Source organism: Caulobacter sp. P1_B12_2, assembly GCF_056406675.1.
This window is the reverse complement of the sequence record NZ_JBFTZS010000476.1, coordinates 1-3418: the sequence shown is the minus strand read 5'-3', so window position 1 is coordinate 3418 and position 3418 is coordinate 1. Positions and strand designations below refer to the sequence as shown.

Sequence of the window (3418 nt, the reverse complement as noted above, 5' to 3'; positions counted from 1 at the left end):
GCGGGGAGGTGGCGCGATGCGAATACGCATCGTGACGGAGGGGGCGTCCCCCGCGCTTATCCCCGCGCTCTCGCCAGCCGCCCCACCGCCTCGTCCAGCGTGTCATCCGCCTTGGCGAAACACAGGCGCAGGATGTGGCGCACCGGGTCTTCCGCGTAGAACGCCGAGACCGGGATGCTGGCCACGCCGTGGTCGCGCACGGCCCGCAGGGCGAAGGTCCGGTCGTCCTCGTCGATCCCGGAGACCTTCAGGTCGACATTGAGGAAATAGGTGCCGCCGCTGTCGAGCACCACGAAGCCGGCCGCCCGCAGGCCCGCCGCCAGCCGGTCGCGCGAGCGCTGCAGGCCGGCGGGCATGGTCTCGAACCAGTCGCCGGGCTCGCCCAGCCCAAACGCCACCGCCTCCTGAAGGTTGGGCGGAGTGGTGAAGGTCAGGAACTGGTGGGCGCCGGCCAGGGCCTTGGTCAAAGCGGGGGCGGCGCAGAGGAAGCCGACCTTCCACCCCGTCATGCCAAACATCTTGCCGGCCGAGCCGATCTTCACGGTGCGCTCGCGCATGCCCGGATAGCCGATCAGCGACCGGTGCTCGCGGCCGTCGAACACCACGGCCTCCCACACCTCGTCGCAGACGGCGATCGCGTCGTGCTTGACGCAGAACTCGGCCAGCAGGGCCAGGTCCTCGTCGGGGGTGACGACGCCGGCCGGATTGAGCGGGGTGTTCAGCACCACCATCCGCGTCCTGTCGCTGAACGCCGCCTCCAGCATCGCCCGGTCGAACCGCCAGTGCGGCGGCGTCAGGCGCACCAGCTTCGGCACGCCGCCGGCCCGCTTCACCATCGGCAGGTAGGCGTCGTACAGCGGCTGGAACAGCACCACCTCGTCGCCGGGCGCGATCAGGCCGAGGAACGCCGCCGCCAGGGCCTCGGTCGCGCCGGAGGTGACGACGACCTCGCTTTCCCAGTCCAGGTCCAGCCCCTGGGTGCGGCCGTAGTGGGCGGCCACGGCCTGGCGCAGGGCGGGCAGGCCGCGCATCGGCGGATACTGGTTCGTGCCGGTGATCAGCGCCTCGCCGGCCTTGCGGCGCAGGGCCATCGGTCCCGCGTCGTCTGGGAAGCCCTGGCCCAGATTGATCGCGCCCGTCGCACGGGCCAGGCCGCTCATCTCCTCGAAGATGGTGGTGGGCAGGTCGGCATAGACGGGGTGAACCATGGCGCGGGGACTCCTCGAACGCTTGCCTAGCATAGGTCGCGCGGTGATAGCTTCGCGCCATGCGATCGTCGACGCGGAACGATTTCTCAAGGCGGAGCTTCCTCTGAAGTGACCGACAGCGCCGTCCCAGCCCCGCCGCCTTCGCCGCCCCCAGCCGCGACTTGGACCTGGTCGCACGGGCTGGCCTACGGCGCGGTGTCGATGCTGCTGGGCCTGACCCAGGGACTGGGCGCCAATCTGATCAACAACAACCTGCCCTGGATCCAGGGCTCGCTGGGCGCCTACACCAGCGAGTCGGCCTGGCTGTCGATCGCCTACACCGCCGCCAACGCCACGATCGGCTTGCTGGCGGTGAAGTTCCGGTTCCAGTACGGCCTGCGGCTGTTCGCCGACATCGGGCTGGGCCTGTTCATCGTCGTCGGCCTGGCGCACCTGCTGAGCAACGACCTGCGCTCTGCGATCGCCGTGCGGGCCGCGGCCGGCATGGCGGCCTCGGCCCTCTCGACCCTGACCTTGCTCTACATGGTCGAGGCGGCGCCGCCTGAGAAACGGATCGTYGGCCTCGCCTTGGGCGTCGGCTGGGCACAGTTGGCCCTGCCGCTATCGCGACTGGTGTCGTCCGACTTGCTCGACACCGGCCAATGGCACGGCCTGTACCTGGCCGAGATCGGGCTGAGCATCGTCTGCCTTTCGGCGGTCAACCTGCTGCGCCTGCCGCCGATCCCGCGCGTGCAGATGTTCGAGTGGCGAGACTTTCTTACCTTCGCTCTGTTCGCGCCGGGCATCGCCTTGCTGTGCGTGGTGCTGGGGCAGGGGCGCTTCGTCTGGTGGTTCGACACCGCCTGGATCGGCTGGTGTCTGGCCGCCGCCATCGCGCTGCTGGTCGCCGCCGCCCTGGTCGAGCTGCATCGCCGAAAGCCGCTGATCCACCTGCGCTGGCTGACCAGCGCCGACCTGCTGCGCCTGCTGGTCATCATCCTGTTGTTCCGCATCGTGCTGTCCGAGCAGGGCGCGGGGGCGTTCGGCCTGCTTCAGACCTTGGGCATGAACAACGACCAGTTGGTCGGGCTGTCATGGGTGATGTTCTTCGCCACCTTGGCCGGCATGATGATCGTGGCCTTCACGATCAATCCCGAGCACGTCAGCACCCCGGCCCTGATCGCCCTGCTGATGGTCGCCGTCGCGGCCTGGCTGGACAGCCAGTCGACCAGCCTGACGCGGCCCGAGCAGATGTATTTGAGCCAGGGCATGATGGCCTTCGCCGGAGCCCTGTTCCTGCCCGCCGCCCTGCTGGCCGGCTTCCCGCGCGCCATCAAGATGGGCCAGGAATACATCGTCAGCTTCATCGTGCTGTTCTCGACGGGTCAGGTGGTCGGGGCCCTGGGCGGCTCGGCCTTCCTGGGCACGCTGATGACCATCCGCGAGCGGGTGCATTCCGACGCCATCGTCAGCCGTCTGAGCCTGACCGACCCTCAGGTGGCCCTGCGGCTGAAGCAGCTGTCGGGGTCCTATGCCGGGGTGCTGACCGACCCGGCCCTGCGAAGCGGCGAAGGTGCGGTCCTGCTGGCCCAGCAGGCGACCCGCGAGGCCACGGTGCTGGCCTATGACGACGTGTTCGCCACCGTGGCCGTGCTGGCCCTGATGGTCTTCGCCTACCTGTTGTTCCTGCGCGTCCGGTCCGAGCTGCGCCAACGTCGCGCGGCCCGGCTGACGCCGGTGGAGGCCGTCTGATGTCCGACCCGCAAACCCCGCCGCCCGCGCCGCCGCCGCCCAAGCGGATGTGGTCGCGCGCGGCCATTCCGGTGATCATCGCCGGGATCGGCGGCGTGCTGCTAGTGCTCTACGCCTGGAAGCTGCCACCGTTCACCGGCACGATGCAGAGCACCGAGAACGCCTATGTGCGCGGCTACGTCACCCTGCTGGCCCCCAAGGTCGACGGCTATGTGACCGCGGTGACGGTCAAGGACTTCCAGACGGTGAAGGCGGGCCAGGTGCTGGTCCAGATCGACGACCGCATCTATCGCCAGAAACTGGCCCAGGCCGAGGCGTCGGTGCAGTCGGCCCAGGCGGCGTTGGACGCCAATCTGCAGGCCCAGACCAGCAACGCGGCCCAGATCCGTCTGGCCGAGGCCCAGGCCAGCGGCAGCCAGGCGGCCCTGGCCAAGTCGCAGGTCGACATCAAGCGGGCCGAGCCGCTGCTGGCCCAGGGC

General features: G+C 69.5%; 3 protein-coding genes. 2 read left to right on the top strand and 1 reads right to left on the bottom strand.

Translation table 11 applies throughout. The features are described from left to right. Nucleotides 1-56: 56 nt before the first annotated feature. Entirely contained in the window at nt 57-1208 is a 1152-nt protein-coding gene (locus AC1DZ6_RS21770; RefSeq protein WP_477099214.1) for an aminotransferase, read from the bottom strand. A gap of 108 nt (nt 1209-1316) precedes the next feature. Here AC1DZ6_RS21770 and AC1DZ6_RS21765 point away from each other — a divergent pair, with 108 nt between their 5' ends. Further along, nucleotides 1317-2939: an efflux MFS transporter permease gene (locus AC1DZ6_RS21765; protein WP_477099213.1), complete on the top strand. Its 1623-nt coding sequence runs from the start codon at nt 1317-1319 to the stop codon at nt 2937-2939. Continuing rightward, on the top strand, nt 2939-3418 hold a 480-nt coding region (locus AC1DZ6_RS21760; RefSeq protein WP_477099212.1), incomplete at its 3' end, for an HlyD family secretion protein. The genes AC1DZ6_RS21765 and AC1DZ6_RS21760, both read left to right, overlap by 1 nt.

Coding starts and splice junctions, on each gene's coding strand:
- AC1DZ6_RS21770 (WP_477099214.1), bottom strand. CDS start 1,208: ATGGTTCACCCCGTCTATGCCGACCTGCCCACCACCATCTTCGAGGAG.